Source organism: Nonomuraea sp. GTA35 (genome assembly GCF_041950525.1).
Classification (GTDB): domain Bacteria; phylum Actinomycetota; class Actinomycetes; order Streptosporangiales; family Streptosporangiaceae; genus Nonomuraea.
In genome coordinates this window covers 447,970-463,408 of record NZ_JBGNUV010000004.1, presented here as the reverse complement: position 1 = coordinate 463,408, position 15,439 = coordinate 447,970, and the positions used below count along the sequence as shown (strand labels likewise).

Annotated in this window: 14 protein-coding genes; 7 read left to right on the top strand and 7 right to left on the bottom strand. The window is 69.4% G+C overall.

Going from position 1 to position 15,439, the window contains the following annotated elements; all coding sequences use genetic code 11:
• Positions 1 to 39: 39 nt before the first annotated feature.
• The 6 genes from ACBJ32_RS20575 (at position 40) to ACBJ32_RS20550 (ending at position 6,710) form a co-directional block, all read left to right on the top strand.
• A complete protein-coding gene (locus tag ACBJ32_RS20575; protein ID WP_357888954.1) occupies positions 40 to 993 on the top strand; it encodes a LacI family DNA-binding transcriptional regulator in 954 nt (317 codons plus the stop codon).
• Positions 994 to 1,198: 205 nt separating this feature from the next.
• On the top strand, positions 1,199 to 2,161 hold the full coding sequence (locus ACBJ32_RS20570) for a sugar ABC transporter permease (RefSeq protein ID WP_357888951.1): 963 nt from the start codon (positions 1,199 to 1,201) through the stop codon (positions 2,159 to 2,161).
• A complete protein-coding gene (locus ACBJ32_RS20565; RefSeq protein ID WP_357888949.1) occupies positions 2,145 to 3,011 on the top strand; it encodes a carbohydrate ABC transporter permease in 867 nt (288 codons plus the stop codon). Before ACBJ32_RS20570 ends, ACBJ32_RS20565 begins: the two co-directional genes overlap by 17 nt.
• Before the next feature lie 43 nt (positions 3,012 to 3,054).
• Positions 3,055 to 4,341 carry an extracellular solute-binding protein gene (locus ACBJ32_RS20560; RefSeq protein WP_357888946.1) on the top strand — a complete coding sequence of 429 codons (1,287 nt, stop codon included), beginning with the start codon at positions 3,055 to 3,057 and terminating at the stop codon, positions 4,339 to 4,341.
• Between the two features lie 19 nt (positions 4,342 to 4,360).
• Positions 4,361 to 5,641, top strand: coding sequence for a Gfo/Idh/MocA family protein (locus ACBJ32_RS20555; protein WP_375128068.1), 1,281 nt, complete (start codon positions 4,361 to 4,363; stop codon positions 5,639 to 5,641).
• Positions 5,631 to 6,710, top strand: a complete 1,080-nt coding sequence (locus ACBJ32_RS20550) for a hypothetical protein (protein WP_375128067.1) — start codon at positions 5,631 to 5,633, stop codon at positions 6,708 to 6,710. The genes ACBJ32_RS20555 and ACBJ32_RS20550 overlap by 11 nt, the downstream gene beginning before the upstream one ends.
• Before the next feature lie 39 nt (positions 6,711 to 6,749).
• Here ACBJ32_RS20550 and ACBJ32_RS20545 read toward each other — a convergent pair whose 3' ends face one another.
• The 7 genes from ACBJ32_RS20545 to ACBJ32_RS20515 form a co-directional block, all read right to left on the bottom strand.
• Complete coding sequence (locus ACBJ32_RS20545) at positions 6,750 to 8,534, bottom strand: ABC transporter substrate-binding protein (protein ID WP_375128066.1); 1,785 nt, start codon at positions 8,532 to 8,534, stop codon at positions 6,750 to 6,752.
• Positions 8,535 to 8,551: 17 nt separating this feature from the next.
• Positions 8,552 to 8,827, bottom strand: coding sequence for a DUF2160 family membrane protein (locus tag ACBJ32_RS20540; protein ID WP_357888934.1), 276 nt, complete (start codon positions 8,825 to 8,827; stop codon positions 8,552 to 8,554).
• 2 nt (positions 8,828 to 8,829) lie between these two features.
• Positions 8,830 to 9,582 (bottom strand): carbohydrate ABC transporter permease, encoded by a 753-nt coding sequence (locus ACBJ32_RS20535; RefSeq protein WP_375128458.1) that lies wholly within the window; start codon positions 9,580 to 9,582, stop codon positions 8,830 to 8,832.
• A 74-nt stretch (positions 9,583 to 9,656) separates the two neighbouring features.
• On the bottom strand, positions 9,657 to 10,607 hold the full coding sequence (locus tag ACBJ32_RS20530) for a carbohydrate ABC transporter permease (RefSeq protein WP_375128065.1): 951 nt from the start codon (positions 10,605 to 10,607) through the stop codon (positions 9,657 to 9,659).
• The gene (locus ACBJ32_RS20525) at positions 10,604 to 11,698 is read right to left on the bottom strand and encodes an ABC transporter ATP-binding protein (protein ID WP_375128064.1); all 1,095 of its coding nucleotides are present in this window, start codon (positions 11,696 to 11,698) and stop codon (positions 10,604 to 10,606) included. Before ACBJ32_RS20525 ends, ACBJ32_RS20530 begins: the two co-directional genes overlap by 4 nt.
• On the bottom strand, positions 11,691 to 12,791 hold the full coding sequence (locus tag ACBJ32_RS20520) for an ABC transporter ATP-binding protein (protein WP_375128063.1): 1,101 nt from the start codon (positions 12,789 to 12,791) through the stop codon (positions 11,691 to 11,693). The genes ACBJ32_RS20525 and ACBJ32_RS20520 overlap by 8 nt, the downstream gene beginning before the upstream one ends.
• A gap of 122 nt (positions 12,792 to 12,913) precedes the next feature.
• Entirely contained in the window at positions 12,914 to 13,738 is an 825-nt protein-coding gene (locus ACBJ32_RS20515; RefSeq protein WP_357888920.1) for an SDR family oxidoreductase, read from the bottom strand.
• Positions 13,739 to 13,821: 83 nt separating this feature from the next.
• Between ACBJ32_RS20515 and ACBJ32_RS20510 the strand changes: the two genes are divergently transcribed.
• The gene (locus ACBJ32_RS20510) at positions 13,822 to 15,381 is read left to right on the top strand and encodes a DUF4434 domain-containing protein (RefSeq protein ID WP_375128062.1); all 1,560 of its coding nucleotides are present in this window, start codon (positions 13,822 to 13,824) and stop codon (positions 15,379 to 15,381) included.
• Positions 15,382 to 15,439 lie beyond the last annotated feature (58 nt).

The following is a 15,439-nucleotide window of genomic DNA, read 5'->3' as shown; positions in this document are numbered from 1 at the left end:
TCATGGGTTCTGCAAGCGGTTGCGTTAGGGTGTGCGACTGTGACAGTGACGATTCGTGATGTGGCCAGGGCCTCCGGCGTGCATGTCTCGACGGTGTCCCGGACGTTCTCCGCGCCGCACATGGTGAACGCCGCCACCCGTACCAGGGTGCTCACCGTGGCCGAGGAGCTCGGCTACCGGCCCAACCGGGCGGCCAGGGCGCTCACGACCGGGCGTACCCACAATCTGGGCCTCATTGTGGCCGACATCGCCAACCCGTTCTTCCCTCCGCTGATCAAGGCGGCGCACTCGGCGGCCCGCCAGCGCGACTACCACCTGTTCGTGGCCGACACCGACGAGGAGCCGGCGGCCGAGGAGGAGCTGATCCAGGCCTTCTCCAAGCAGGTGGACGGCGTGGTGCTGTGCAGCCCCCGCTCGTCGAACAAGGCGCTGGAGCGGCTGGCCGAGCGCGTGCCGTTCGTGGTGATCAACCGGCGGCTGCGCGGCGCGGCCACCGTCCTGATGGACGTCGGGCACGGGGCCAGGCTGGCCGTTGAGCACCTGGCGGGGCTGGGGCACGAGCGGGTCGCGCTGGTGTCGGGCCCCGCCGGGTCGTGGACGAGCGCGGAGATCCGCACGGCGGCCGAGCAGGTGCCGGGCGTCGAGCTCGTCGTCATCGGCCCGAACGCGCCCACCGAGCGCGGCGGGTTCGCCGCTGCCGTCCGGGTGCGCGACTCCGGGGTGACCGGCGTGCTGGCCTACAACGACCTGGTGGCCATCGGGCTCATCGAGGGGCTGGGCGACCTCGGCCTGAGCGTGCCCGAGGACATGAGCGTGGTCGGGATAGACGACATAGTGCCGGGACGGCTGAACCGCCCGAAGCTCACCACCGTGGCCATGCCGACGGCCGCTGCCGGGCGGCTCGCGGTGGACCTGCTCATCCAGGAGGTGAGCGCCACCACCTCGCTGGAGACCCGCCTCGTGATCAGGGACTCCACCGCAGCTCCACGGTAGTTCCGTGATGGCTCTGCGTCTGCAAACGGTTGTACTAAACCGGATCGTAATTCATCAGACTTATTGGGCGGACACCCTTGCTAGCTGGGAAAACGTCGTGGCGATATATCGGTAACGGCTATGTAACGCCTGCAAAGGGTTGACGTAACTTTCCCGCCAGCTATAGGAAAGCGCTATCCATTCACTTCTCGCCGGAAGGTCCGTGATGACTGAAGTTTCGGTGGCGGTGAAACCTGCGCGGGCCGTGAAGCAACCCCCGCGCGGCGGTCATCGCTCCACGAAACGGTCCCGCCGGGAGGCACGGGCCGCGTACCTCTTCCTGGCCCCATGGTTCGTCGGGCTGCTCGTCATCACGATCGGTCCGATCTTCGCCTCCCTCTATCTGTCGTTCACCGACTACAGCCTCCTGGAGGAGGCCAAGTGGATCGGGTTCGACAACTACATCAAGATGTTCACCGAGGACCCGAGGTTCATGAACTCGCTGTGGGTGACCACGGTCTACGTGATCGTCTCGGTCCCGATGCAGCTCGCCTTCGCCCTCGCCCTCGCCCTGGTGCTCGACCGCGGCCTGCGCGGCCTGTCCTTCTACCGCTCGATCTTCTACCTGCCCTCGCTGCTCGGCGGCAGCGTCGCGATCGCGATCCTGTGGCGCAAGGTCTTCGGCGCCGACGGCCTGGTCAACGCGGTGCTCGCGATGTTCGGCATCGAGGGGCCCGGGTGGGTGGGTCACCCGGACTACGCGCTGGGCACGCTGATCCTCCTGCACGTGTGGACGTTCGGCGCGCCGATGATCATCTTCCTGGCAGGCCTCCGCCAGATCCCGAGCAGCTACTACGAGGCGGCCTCCGTGGACGGCGCCGGCAAGTGGCGGCAGTTCCGGTCGATCACGCTGCCGCTGCTGACGCCGATCATCTTCTTCAACCTCGTGCTGGAGCTCATCAAGTCGTTCCAGTCGTTCACGCAGGCGTTCATCGTCAGCGGCGGCAAGGGCGGACCCGCCGACTCCACGCTGTTCTACACGCTCTACCTCTACCTCGAGGGCTTCAAGAACTACGACATGGGCTACGCCGCCGCGATGGCGTGGGTCCTGCTGATCATCATCGCCGCCCTCACCGGGGTGAACTTCCTCGCTTCCAAGTATTGGGTCTTCTATGGCGACACCAAGTAGGCCGGTTCCGGTCCTGTTCCGCCCGTTCAGGGGCGGGCGGGTGGCCAAGCACATCCTGCTGATCGGCTTCGGCCTGGTCATGCTCTATCCGCTGCTGTGGATGATCTCCAGCTCGCTCAAGCCGGAGGAGATCATCTTCCGCGAGCCGGGCCTGTGGCCCAGCGAGGTCACGCTGGAGAACTACACCGAGGGCTGGTACGCGCTCAAGCACCCCTTCGGCTACTACCTGTGGAACTCCGCGGTCATCACCGGCATCTCGGTGGTGGCGAACCTGGTGGCCTGCTCGCTGGCCGCCTACGCCTTCGCCCGGCTGAGCTTCCCGCTCAAGTCGTTCTGGTTCGCGATCATGCTGGGCACGATCATGCTGCCGCACCACGTGACGATCGTGCCGCAGTACATCATGTTCTCCGAGCTCGACCTGATCAACACGATCTGGCCGCTGGTCATGCCGAAGATCCTGGCCACCGACGCGTTCTTCATCTTCCTCATGGTGCAGTTCATCCGCACCCTGCCCCGCGAGCTGGACGAGGCGGCGGAGATCGACGGCGCCGGCTACTGGCGGATCTTCATCAGGGTCGTCATGCCGCTGTGCATGCCGGCGCTGGCCACGACCGCCATCTTCACGTTCATCTGGACGTGGAACGACTTCCTCAGCCAGCTCCTGTACCTCAACAACCCCGACAACTTCACCGTACCGGTAGCGTTGCGCACGTTCCTGGACGCCAGCAGCGATTCGTCGTGGGGCCCGATGTTCGCCATGTCGATCATCGCGCTCGGCCCCATCTTCGGGTTCTTCCTGGCCGGCCAGAAATACCTGATCCGTGGTGTCGCCACCACGGGCTTGAAGTAGATCCTCCACCCCCCAACAGTGAACACCCATAGGAGGTAGAGCCGTGAGCTCTGGCAAGAAGATGTGGTCGGCGGCACTGCTCGCCACCGCTGTGCTGGCGGTCACCGCGGCCTGCGGCAGTGGCAGCGGCGGCGGAGAGACCGCCGACGGCAAGATCAAGCTGCGCTTCTCCTACTGGGGCAGTGACGCGCGGCAGAAGATGACCGAAGAGGCGATCAAGAAGTTCGAGGCCAAGAACCCGACCATCGACGTCGAGGGCGAGTTCTCGGACTGGGCCAGCTACTACGAGACGCTGTCCACCAAGGTCGCGGGCAGCGACGCGCCGGACGTCATGAGCCTGGAGATCCGCGGCCTGCGCGAGTACGCCGACCGCGGCACGCTCGCCGACGTCACCGGCAAGGTCAACACCGCCGACATCGACGCCAAGGTGCTGGCCACCGGCGCCATCGACGGCAAGCAGTACGCCATCCCCACCGGCATCAACGCCTTCTCCCTGATCGTCAACAAGGCCCTGGTCGAGCAGTCCAAGGCCACGCTCCCCGACGACAAGACGTGGACCTGGGAGGAGTACGTCGAGCTGGCCAACAAGATCACCGCCGGCAGCGGCGGCAAGATCACCGGAACGCAGCTCAGCTGGAACCCCGCCTACCTGCAGATCTACGCCACGCAGAAGGGCGAGCAGTTCTACAACGGCAACAAGCTCGGCGTGACCCCCGAGACCATCAAGGAATGGTGGTCGGTCATGCAGAACCTGATCAAGGGCAAGGGCGCGCCGGACGCCGCCAAGAGCGCCGAGATCGGCGCGACCAGCATCGACCAGTCGCTGCTCGGCACCAACACCGGCGCCATGGGCATGTGGTGGAGCAACCAGCTCGGCGCGGCCAGCAAGGCGTCAGGCCAGGAGCTGGACCTGCTGGTCATGCCGAAGATCAAGGGCGCCACCGCGGGCGGCATGTTCACGCAGCCGGCCATGTTCTACAGCGCCTCCTCCAAGACCGAGCACGCCGCCGAGGCCGCGAAGTTCATCGACTTCATGATCAACGACCCGGAGGCGGGCGCGATCATCCTCAGCGACCGCGGTCTGCCCGCCAGCTCCAAGGTGCTCGCCGCGGTCCGCGACAAGCTCCCCCCGGCGGACCAGAAGACGCTGGCCTTCCTCGACGAGAACAAGGACGCGCTGACCGACCCGCCGGCCGCCCCGCCGAAGGGCTCCAGCGCCACGGAGGACATCATCACGCGTTACTCCGAGGAGGTCATGTTCGGCCGCATGACCCCCGACGACGCGGCGCAGAAGCTGATCACCGAGGTCAACGCCTCCATCGCGGGCTGACCAGGTCGTAAGGAGAGGCATGAGGTACGCGTTCGTCGGGCTCGGGCACCGCGCGCAGATGTACGTCGACGCGCTGCTCGGGGAGTGGCGCGACACCGGCACCATCGTCGCCCTGTGCGACACCAACCGGACCCGCATGGACTACTACGTCGAGCGGATCGGCCGGCAGGTGCCGTGCTTCGCCCCCGATGAGTTCGGCAAGGTGCTCGAGCTCGCCGACGCGGTCATCGTCACCACCGTCGACGCCACGCACGCGAGATACGTGTGCGCGGCGCTCGACGCGGGCCTCGACGTCATCGTGGAGAAGCCGCTCACGACCGACGCCGACGGCTGCGCGGCCATCGCGGCCGCCGCGGAGCGTGCCACCGGCAAGCTGATCGTCACGTTCAACTACCGGTACTCGCCCCGCAACTCCGCCGTGCGCCGCCTCCTCCAGCAGGGCGCGATCGGCGAGGTCACCTCGGTGCACTTCGAGTGGATGCTCGACACCATCCACGGCGCCGACTACTTCCGCCGCTGGCACCGCGAGCGGGCCAGCTCGGGCGGGCTGCTCGTGCACAAGTCCACCCACCACTTCGACCTGGTCAACTGGTGGCTGGGCGCGGCGCCCGAGCTCGTCTTCGCCCAGACCGACCTGCGCTTCTACGGCGCCGAGAACGCCAGGAAGCGGGGCCTGACCGGCCGCCCCGAGCGCGCCCACGGCGCACCGGGGCTCGGCACGGACCCGTTCCTGCTGGACATCTCCAGGGACGAGCGGCTCAAGCGGCTCTACCTGGACGCCGAGCACGAGGACGGCTACGTCCGCGACCAGGACGTCTTCGGCGAGGGCATCGACATCGACGACAACATGTCGGTCATGGTGCGCTACACCGATCGCGCGGTCCTGACGTACTCGCTGCACGCCCACGCCCCCTGGGAGGGGTACCGGGTGGCCTTCAACGGCACGGCGGGGCGGCTGGAGCTGGACGTGGTGGAGCGGGAGTGGACGCCCCCGCACGCCGCCATCGACCCCAGCGCGGCCTCCAAGGAGCACGCGACCGGCTCGTCGGAGCGGCTCCTGCTGCGCCGGCACTGGAGCGAGCCGGAGGAGGTGCCCATCGAGTCAGGGGCCGGTGGGCACGGCGGCGGCGACCGCCTGCTGCTGAACGACGTCTTCCGCGGCCCCGGCGACGACCCGCTGGCCAGGCAGGCCGGCTGGCGCGACGGCATCCGCAGCGTGCTGACCGGCCACGCGGCCGGCGTCTCCGCCCGTACAGGGGCTCCCGTGCGCCTGACCGACGACGGCACGCGTGTTCTCTGAGCTGGCCGGGATCGCCGCCGCGCAGCGCGGGCTCTACCCGGTCCTGCCCGGGCCCGAGCTGCGCGCGGCGGCCAGGGAGGCCATCGGGGTGCTCGACCTGGCCGCCGCGGACGTGCGCGTCGAGCGGACCTGGACCGACGGCGGCCTGTACGGCGAGGAACTGTCGTGGTCGGTCGGGTTCGGGCCGCGCACGCGGGCGTACCTGCTCAAGCCCCGCGACGCTCACGGGCCGCTGCCCGGGGTGGTGGCGCTGCACTGCCACGCCGGGATGAAGTACGCCGGCAAGGAGAAGATCGCCGACGGCCCCGAGGAGCCGTCGCCCGAGGTGCGGCGGCTGCGGGACGGCATCTACGGCGGCAGGGCCTTCGCGAACGCGCTGGCCCTGCGCGGATTCGTGGTGCTCGCGCACGACGTGTTCGCCTGGGGCAGCCGCCGCTTCCCCCTGGAGACGGCTGAGGGGCCGCCCGGCGCGGCGCAGCGTGGGGACGCGCCGGATGCGCCCCTCAGCGACGCCGACCGGTATGACCTGCTGGCCAGGGAGCACGAGCACGTCGTGGCCAAGCACTGCGCCGCGCTCGGCACCTCGTTCACGGGCGTCGTCGCCGGCGAGGACCTGGCCGCGGCGGCCTACCTGCGCTCGCGCCCCGACGTCGGCGCGGTCGGCTGCGCCGGCCTGTCCGGCGGCGGCCTGCGGGCGGCGCTGCTCGGCGCGTTCGACCCGGACGTGCGCGCGGTCGTCGTCGCCGCGATGGCCTCCTCCTACCGGGACATGCTCGGCGGGTACGTCGAGCGGCACACCTGGATGCTCTGGCCGCCTGGCCTGCCGCGGCTGGGCGACTATCCGGACCTGATCGCCGCCCGCGCCCCCGAACCGCTCATGGTCCAGTACGCGATGCGCGACGAGTTGTTCCCCGAGGCGGGCATGCTCCGCGCCGACGCCATCATCGCCGAGCGGTACCGCGGCGCCCCCGAGAGCTACGCGGCCGTGTTCGCCGAGGTGCCGCACAGCTTCGACGTGCCCATGCAGGAGCGCGCCTTCGACTGGCTGGCGGCTCACCTCAAGGTCTAGCCGCCGCCCGTTTCCTGCCACGGGCGGCGGCCACGGCCGTCAGTCGCCCTGCTTCCAGGTGGCGATCAGCTTGTCGTAGTCGAGCGTCTCCGGCTTGCCGCGCTCGTCGGCCAGCTTCGGCGCCGGGGCGCCCGGCTGGTCGTACCAGTACTGGGCGTCACGCTCCTGGTTCAGCTTGGGCGCGCACTGGCCGCCGTACCCCTCCCGCTGCTGCGAGAGCCGCTCCAGCCGCGACAGGATCTCGTCCTGCTGCCTGGCCAGGTTGTCCATCGACTGCTGCGGCGTGGTCTCGCCGGTCACGGCGGTGGCCACGTTCTGCCACCAGAGCTGGGCCAGCTTCGGGTAGTCGGGCACGTTCGTGCCGGTCGGCGTCCACTGCTTGCGGGCCGGCGAGTTGTAGAACTCGATCAGGCCGCCGTACTTCTCGGCGTTGTCGGCGAAGTACCGGCTCTTGACGTCGGAGTCGCGGATGAACGTCAGCCCGACGATCGACTTCTTCAGCGACACCGTCTTCGACGTCACGAACTGCGCGTACAGCCAGGCGGCCGCCCTGCGGTCCTGCGGCGTGCTCTTCAGCAGCGTCCACGAGCCGGCGTCCTGGTAGCCCAGCTTGTTGCCGGTCTTCCAGTACGAGCCGTGCGGGCTCGGCGCGATGCGCCACTTGGGCGTGCCGTCGCTGTTGACGACCGGCAGGCCCTGCTTGGTCATGTCGGCCGTGAACGAGGTGTACCAGAAGATCTGCTGGGCGATGTTGCCCTGCGCCGGCACCGGGCCGGCCTCGCTGAAGTTCATGCCCGCCGCCTCGCGGGGCGCGTACTTCTTCAGCCAGTCCACGTACTTCGTCAGCGCGTAGACCGCGGCAGGGCCGTTGGTGTCGCCGCCTCGGGTGACCGACGAGCCGACCGGGCGGCAGTTCTCCACCCTGATGCCCCAGTCGTCCACCGGCAGGCCGTTGGGGATGCCGGGGTCGCCGTTGCCGGCCATCGACAGCCAGGCGTCGGTGAAGCGCCAGCCCAGGGACGGGTCCTTGCGGCCGTAGTCCATGTGGCCGTAGACCTTCTTGCCGTCGATGGTGCCGTTGCCGTTGACCTTGCTGGTGAAGAAGTCGGCGATGTCCTCGTAGGCCGCCCAGTTGACCGGGACGCCGAGGTCGTAGCCGTACGCGTCCTTGAACTGCTTCTTGATCTCCGGGTCGGTGAACCAGTCGTAGCGGAACCAGTAGAGGTTGGCGAACTGCTGGTCGGGGAGCTGGTAGACCTTCTTGTCCGGGCCGGTGGTGAAGCTGATGCCGATGAAGTCGTTCAGGTCGAGGGTGGGCGAGGTGACGTTCCTGCCCTCGCCGGCCATGTAGTCCGACAGCGGCACCACGTAGTCGCCGCGCGAGTGGGTGCCGATGAGGTCGGAGTCGTTGACGTAGGCGTCGTAGATGTTCTGGTTGCCCTGGATCTGGGTCTGGAGCTTCTCGACGACGTCGCCCTCCTGGATCAGGTCGTGCTTGATCCTGATCCCGGTGATCTCGGTGAACGCCTTGGCGAGCTGCCGCGACTCGTACTCGTGCGTGGTGATCGTCTCGGAGACCACGTTGATCTGCATGCCCCGGTACGGCGCCGCGGCCTTGATGAACCAGTCCATCTCGGCGAGCTGCTGCTCCTTGCTCAGCGTGCTCGGGGTGAACTCCTGCGACACCCACCTCTGGGCCGCGGCCTTGCCGTCGGCCTCCTTGAAGTCGCTCGCCGGCTTCTGCGCGCCCTGCGTGCATCCGGCCGCTATGAGGGCGACCGCGGCCAGACCGGCGGCCACGGATCTGCGTGTCCGATGCCTCATCGCCTGCTCCTCTTCTGTTAGCCCCATATGCCGATCACGACCGCCACCAGCAGCGCGCAGCCGAGCGCGAGCCACATGGACAGGTCGGTGATTGCGATCCAGCCGGCCAGCACGACGGCGGCGCTGATCAGGCCGATGTAGAGCCGGTCGCCGCGGTCGGTCTCGATGCGCAGGAAACCGCGCCTGGCCACGGGCGGGGAGATGCGCGCCCAGACCGCCATGACGACCAGCAGGAGGGCCAGCCCGGCGAACACCAGGGCGGTGGGGACGGTCCAGACCATCCATTCGAGCATCGCTAGACCCTCCCCAGCGCGAAGCCCTTGGCGATGTAGTTGCGCACGAACCAGATGACGACGGCGCCGGGCACGATGGTGAGCACGCCCGCGGTGGCCAGCAGGCCCCAGTCCACGCCGGCCGCGCTCACGGTCCGCGTCATCGTGGCGGCGATCGGCTTGGCGTCCACCGAGGTGATCGTCCTGGCGATCAGCAGCTCGACCCAGCTGAACATGAAGCAGAAGAACAGCGTCACGCCGATCGCCGAGCGGATCATCGGCAGGAAGATCCTGATGAAGAACCGCGGCAGCGAATAACCGTCGATCGCCGCGGTCTCGTCTATTTCCCGCGGAATTCCGGACATGAATCCTTCGAGGATCCACACCGCGAGCGGGACGTTGAACAGCATGTGCGCGATGGCCACGCCGAGATGCGTGTCGAACAGGCCGACGCTCTGGTAAATCTGGAAGAACGGCAGCAGGAAAACCGCCGGCGGGGCCATGCGATTGGTCAGCAGCCAGAAGAACAGGTGCTTGTCGCCGGCGAAACGGAACCGCGAGAACGCGTACGCCGCGGGCAGCGCCACGATCAGCGACATCACGGCGTTCAGCGAGGTGTAGACGATGGAGTTCAGATAGCTCGAATACCACGCCGAGTCGCTGAAGAATGTGGCGTAGTTGTCGAACGTCACCCGCTGCGGCACGAGCGAGAAACTGCCGAGGATGTCCTCGTTCGGCCGGATCGACATGCCGAACATCCACAGCAGCGGCAGCATCAGCGTGGCCACGTACAACCAGAAGACCGTGCGCGCCCACGGGAGCCGCCGCCCGTTGACCCTCGCCATCCCGCTCACCTCCCCGACCTGGTGAGCACGGTGAAGAAGACGTAGCAGAAGACCTGCACGATGAGGAAGTAGAGCAGCGAGAACGCCGCCGCCGGCCCCACGTCGAACTGGCCGACCGCGATCTTCGACAGCAGGATGCTGAGGAACGAGGTCGCGTTGCCGGGCCCGCCGCCGGTCACCACGAACGGCTCGGTGTAGATCATGAAGCTGTCCATGAACCTGAGCAGGATCGCGATCGTCAGCACCCCGCGCAGCCGGGGGAGCTGGATGTGCCGGAAGGTGGCCCACGCCGAGGCTGCGTCGATCTGCGCGGCCTGGAAGTACGGCTCGGGGATCGAGCGCAGCCCCGCGTACGCCAGCAGCGCCACCAGCGGCGTCCAGTGCCACACGTCCATCACCAGGACCGTGATCCAGGCGTCCGTGGAGTCCAGCGTGTAGTTGAAGTTGATGCCGAGCACGTTGTTGACCGTCCAGCCGCCCAGGCCGATGTCGCCGCGGGCGAAGATCTGCCAGATCGTGCCCACCACGTTCCACGGGATGAGCAGCGGCAGCGCGACCAGCACCAGCGCCACCGACACCCACACGCCCCTGCGCGGCATCACCACGGCCAGCGCCACGCCCAGCGGGATCTCCAGCAGCAGCACCTGCGCCGAGAACAGCAGCGTGCGCACCAGCGCCGCGCGCACCTCGGGGTCGCGGGAGATCGTCTGGAACCACTCCAGGCCGACGAAGACCCGGTCGACGGGGCTGAAGACGTCCTGCACGGAGAAGTTGACCACGGTCATCAGCGGGATCACCGCGGTGAACGCCACCGACACCACGACCGGCAGGACCAGCCACCAGGCCCGGTTGTCCTTGCGTTTCAGCGCGGCGCGCGGCGCCTCCTCCCCGGCCGGTGCGGCCGGCGCCTCCGTGGCGACGACCTCGCCGCCCACCTGGCTGCCTGCGACGGTCACGCCTGCCCCCTTCCGTCCAGCGGCGCGAGGGAGCCGCATCTGACCTGGTCGCGGAAGAGGAACGTGCGGTCGGCGGGGAAGTGCAGGTACTCGACCGCGTCCGGCCGGTAGGAGCGGCCCGCCTCGGTCTTGGCGATCACCCGGTGCCCGCCGACCGCGGCGTGGACCAGGTCGTAGGCGCCCATGCGGTCGATCCCGGTCACCCGGGCGGGCACGCCGGGGGAGCCGCTCGCCGGGGTGATCCGCACGAACTCGGGCCGCACCCCGATCCGCACGGGGCCCGGCGGCAGCGGCTCCTTGACCGTGCCCACGTCCTCCTGCCCGACGCGGACGACGTCGCCGACGATCTCGGCGGGCAGCATGTTCATCCCGGGCGAGCCGATGAAGTGGCCGACGAACTCGTGCGCCGGCGACAGGAACAGCTCCGACGGCTCGCCGGCCTGCACGATCGCCCCCTCGTTGAGCACCACCACCTCGTCGGCGAACGTCAGCGCCTCCGTCTGGTCGTGGGTGACGTAGACCAGCGTGTGGCCGGTGTCGCGGTGGATCTCCTTGAGCTTGCTGCGCAGCGTCCACTTCAGCGCCGGGTCCACCACGGTCAGCGGCTCGTCGAGCAGGACGGCGGCGACCTGGGAGCGGACCAGGCCGCGGCCCAGGCTGACGATCTGCTGGTGGCCCGCGTCCAGCCTGCGTGACCTGCGGCCCAGCACCTGGTCCAGGCCGAGGAGCCGGGAGACCTCGCGGACCCGCCGGTCCACCTCCTGCTTGGGCACCTTCCTGTTCCTGAGGGGGAAGGCGAGGTTGTCGTAGACCGACATCTCCTCGTACAGGACGGGGAACTGGAAGACCTGCGCGATGTTGCGGCCCGCGGTGGGCACGCCGGTGACGTCGCGGTCGTCGAAGAAGACGCGGCCCTCGGTGGGCGTGATCAGGCCGGAGATGATGTTCAGCAGCGTCGTCTTGCCGCAGCCGCTGGGGCCCAGCAGCGCGTACGCCCGCGAGCCGCGCCAGGTCCACGTCATCGGCTTGACCGCCCACGTCCGGCCGCCGTCGTAGCTGTGGCCCACGCCCTCCAGCCGGATGTCAGCCATGCAGGTCCACCTCCGCCGCGCTGGTGGCGAGCAGGCGGCCCCCCGACCCGCCCGCCTCGTCGAAGACGAAGACGTGCGCGGGGTCCACGTACGCGACCGTGGACTCGCCGGGCGTGAAGAGCTGGGTGCCCGGCAGGTGGGCGACCAGGTGGCGGCCGCCCTGCAGGAGGAGGTGCAGGAACGTCGCGCTGCCCGTCACCTCCGCCAGCCTGATCTCGGCCGGCAGTTCCAGCGCGCCGGGGCCGTTACGCTCGATCGTCACCTGGTGGGGGCGGATGCCGAGCATGACCGTGCGGCCGGTGGAGTGGGCGCGGGGGGCCGGGAAGGACGTGCCGAGCACCTCTATCCGGCCGTCGCGGACCACGCCGGGCAGCAGGTTGAGCGGCGGGTCGCTGAGCGTGGCCGCCACGGCGAGGGTGGGCGGGTGCGCGTACATGGCGGCGACGTCGCCGACCTGCTGCACCCGGCCCTCGCCCAGCACCACGGTCGGCGCGGCGAACGTCAGCGCCTCGTTCGGGTCGGCGGTGGAGTAGAGCACCACGCCGGAGGAGCCGGCGAACATCGCCTTCAGGTCGGCGCGCAACTGCTCGCGCAGCTTGAAGTCCAGGTTGGCGAGGGGCTCGTCGAGCAGCAGCACGTCCACGGGGCGGGCCAGGGCGCGGGCGATGGCGGTGCGCTGCTGCTGCCCGCCCGACAGCTCGGACGGCCGGCGGTCCAGCAGGCCGGCGATGCCCATGAGCTCGGCCACCTCGCGCACCCGCCGGTCCAGGCCGTCACGGCGGAAGCGGGGGTCGAGGCGCAGCGGGGAGGCGATGTTCTCGTAGACGGTGAGCGCGGGATAATTGATGAATTGCTGATAGACGAAAGCGACCGAACGTTTTCGCACCGAGATTTTCGTGACATCTTCCCCGTTGACCAGCACCCGCCCTGAATCGGGCGTCAGCAGACCGGCGACGACACGCATCAACGTCGTCTTTCCGGCCGTCATCGGGCCGATGAGGGTGGTCAATCCGTCGGATAATTCGAGGTTTATGTCGTCGAGCCAGGTCTCTGCGCGCTGCCGTACGGAGATGCCGTCGAGAATCACCGTCACTGTGCCCGGTCCTCTCTGCTTCCCTCCCTTCTAACATGATCTGTATGGGCCTGCAAAGAGGGCTTGTGAGGCATTTGTTGACGATGGTGCGTCTGTTGTCAGCGCATTTCTGTAGCCCCTGGTCAGGGGAGGATCGAGTCGACGTACCCGCCGTCCACCCGCACCGCCGCACCCGTCGTCGCGGAGGCGAAGGGAGAGCTGAGATAGACCACCAGGTTCGCGATCTCCTCGGGCTCGATCAGGCGCTGGAGCAGTGACTGCGGGCGGTGCAGCCGCATGAACTCCCGCTGCGCCTCCTCCCACGGCAGCTCCCGGTCCACGAGCTGGTAGACGAACTCCTCCACACCCCCGGTGTGCGTCGGCCCCGCGATCACCGAGTTGACCGTGACGCCGCTGCCCGCCGCCTCCTTGGCGAACCCGCGCGAGACCGCCAGCAGCGCCGTCTTCGACATGCCGTAGTGGATCATCTCGTGCGGGATGACGATGGCCGAGTCGCTGGCGATGTACTGGATCCGGCCCCAGCCGCGCTCCCGCATCCCCGGCAGGTACGCGCGCGTCAGCCGGACCGCGGCCAGCACGTTGACCTCGAAGTAGCGCCGCCACTCGCCGTCGTCGATCTCCAGCGCCGGCCTGGCGCCGAAGATGCCCAGGTTGTTCACCAGGATGTCCACGTGCGGGAGCAGGTGCGCGACCCGCGCGCAGCCCTCCTCCGTCGAGACGTCGCCGGGCGCCGCGACGAGGTCGTAGTGCAGCCGCTCGCCGGCGACCCGCTCGGCCTCGATGCGCTCGTCGTCCATCCGCTCGATGGCCGCGGCCACCGAGCCCTCGCCACGGCCGTTGACGCCCACCCGGGCCCCCGCCCGCGCCAGCCCGGTGGCGATGGCCGCTCCGATTCCCTGGGTCGAGCCGGTGACCAGCGCGGTCCTGCCGCTGAGATCGATACGCATGATGTCATTCTCCGCGATCAGATCGTGACGGTCCGCGCCGGGGTCGCCGCGTAGTCTGGAGGCCGGGCGTGGAAGGGGTGTGAGTGCACCGGGTCCTGTGGCTGATCGTGGCGGCCGCCTTCGTGGCGGGACTGGTCATTCCTGACGATCCCGTGCCGGAGGAGTGCCCGCCGCGCGACACCAGGGTCGTGGCGCCCTACGCGGTCACCGGCTACTGGGTGATGCCGCGCGCCGACCGGTGCGTCACGCAGCGCATGGTCGAGGCGATCCACGCGATCGGCGGCGACACGCTGATCACGTTCGGGCCCCGGTTCAACGCGCGGCAGGACCCCGACTTCCCCGGCTGCCTCGTGGACGGCAAGCCCTGCGCCGAGGTGCCCGGCGTGCGCGTCCGCCAGGTGTACACGTACCTGACCAGCGAGGAGTTCGGGCAGGGCATGCTGCGCTGCCCCGGCATCGACCGGCGGATCGGGAGCGGCGGGCGCACCTTCTACCGGCTGACGCTGGCCGAGTCGTGCGCCGCCGCCGAGCACGACCTCGTGCTCGCCGCCACCGACGGCGACGGGCTGGGCAACCTGATGCGGGAGGCGAGCGCGTACGGCATGACGGTCTTCCCCGGCCTGCCCGCCGCCTCGCAGCGCGAGGACAAGCCGTGGGAGCCCGACGCCGCCCACACCGCCGCGCTCAACGCGTTCACCGCCCGCGTGCTGGCCGACTACCGGGCGCGCTTCGCGGGGCTGTCCGCGTTCGGCGGGGTGTACCAGTCGTTCGAGCTGGCCATGCGGGCGCGGGCCGAGCAGGACCCGATCATCTCCCTGTACGCCGCCCAGCACGCCGTGGTCGCCTCCGCGCTGCCGGGCAAGAAGATCGTGGTCAGCCCGTACATCGACGCGCGGCGGGGCCGCGGCTTCCCGCCGTCGCAGGTCGAGGAGGGGCTGGCCGACATCGCGGGCACGCGGGCCGGCGCGCCCATGGCGGTCGCCGTGCAGGACGGGCGCGGCACCGGCAAGGTGCCGGTGCACGGGCCGCGGGAGGGCGGGGCCAAGGTGGCGCCGCGGCTGGTGCCCGTCGTGGGCGAGGTGTCCAACGCGCAGGCGTACTACGGGCCCACCAGCGCGTACGTGGAGGCCGCCGCCCGGCGGGTGCCCGGCGGGGTCGAGCTGTGGGTGAACGTCGAAGGTTTCGAGCCCACGCCGGTCGAGGGCGAGTGCGGGCGGGCCGACCCGCTGCCGCCCCGCGGGCGCACCACGAAGGCCCGGCTCGACCAGCAGGTGATGGCGTCGGGGCCGCACCCCGTCAAGATCATCTCGTACGGGTGGGACCCCTTCTTCACCTGCCAGGCCCGCCACGACACGCCGTCGCTGGCCGACGACATCGCGGCCGGATGGCAGCAGCCGATCATCGTCGGCGCGCGGCCGGAGGAGCGGGGCGGGCGGCCGGGCGTGCTCGTCGAGGGCTACCACCTGCGGGGCGGCACGCTGCGGTTCGAGCCGGGCGGGGCCGTGGTGGCGCAGGAGTCGTACACCCGGGGGCGGCTCGAATCCGCCTGGGTCCCCTACGCCTGGCCGTGGACGTCCGTCACGGCCACGAACGCGGCCGGCCACTCCAGCACGAGCGGCTACCCGATCCGCGCGGAGCGTTGAACGGCGGCCACCCGGTTTCTGTCGGTGCCCGCCGCTACTTTCCGATCATCCCCCCGAT